Below are 851 nucleotides of genomic sequence, written 5' to 3' on the forward strand. Positions count from 1 at the left end.
AAGGGATCCGTGAGCGGGTCGTCGTCGCCGTCCAGGTTCGGGTCCTCCTCCGTATCAAGGATGCCGTCGTTGTCGTCGTCGATATCCACAGAGTCCGGAACACCGTCACCGTCGGTATCACCTTGAGGTTCACAGTCTAACAAAAAGTTGAAATCCATCAAATATTGACGCTCATTTTCTTCAGTACCTATCCAACCCCATCCGGAAAGGCCATCTTCACCTACCGCAGAATCCCACAAAGCGGCTCCGGGCCCTACTTGAATTCCGAAATTAGGCGTGTCAGGGTCATTATTGTCTGGCCGATTGGTGATTTTGAACCTTCCTTCCGCCAGACAATCCGATCCTGTCGAAATCATGAAGCTTCTTTCTCCATCAATTAAATAATAGTTTAAGTCTTCACCATTTGCTTCAGAACATCCTTCACTTTTAAAATCCCCTCCTTGGTCACTCCACTCTGACCAACTTCTTCTATTGACAAGCACCACATAAATTTCAACTGTACAATTTCCAAGTCGCGTAGTCCCGGAAATAATAGCTTCCCCGTTGTCGTACTCCGTAAAATTCAGTTCCTCCTTGGAGGATGAAAAATAGCCTGTGTTAAAATCGGGTACCAACTCTGACCACCAGAAATTTGAATTAATATCACCAAGTTCACCACATCTATCTGCATTAATGGCGGAACAATTATTGATTATCTCAACCGTGCTATCATCGGTAGGATCCAAGTAATCGGGGGTGCCGTCACCGTCGGTATCGTCGTTGGTCGGGTCCCCGTCGCCGTCGGCGTCCTCGTCGGGCGTATCGATCCCGTCGCCGTCGTCGTCCAGGTCGCGGTAGTTCACGTCCTCCGT

General features: G+C 48.9%; 1 pseudogene. It reads right to left on the bottom strand.

The window, feature by feature from the left end:
• Window positions 1-851, bottom strand: a pseudogene (locus FK220_RS19975) (hypothetical protein); the annotation flags it as partial.

Origin of the sequence: Pelagihabitans pacificus (genome assembly GCF_009371985.2) — a bacterium.
GTDB classification, from domain to species: domain Bacteria; phylum Bacteroidota; class Bacteroidia; order Flavobacteriales; family Flavobacteriaceae; genus Pelagihabitans; species Pelagihabitans pacificus.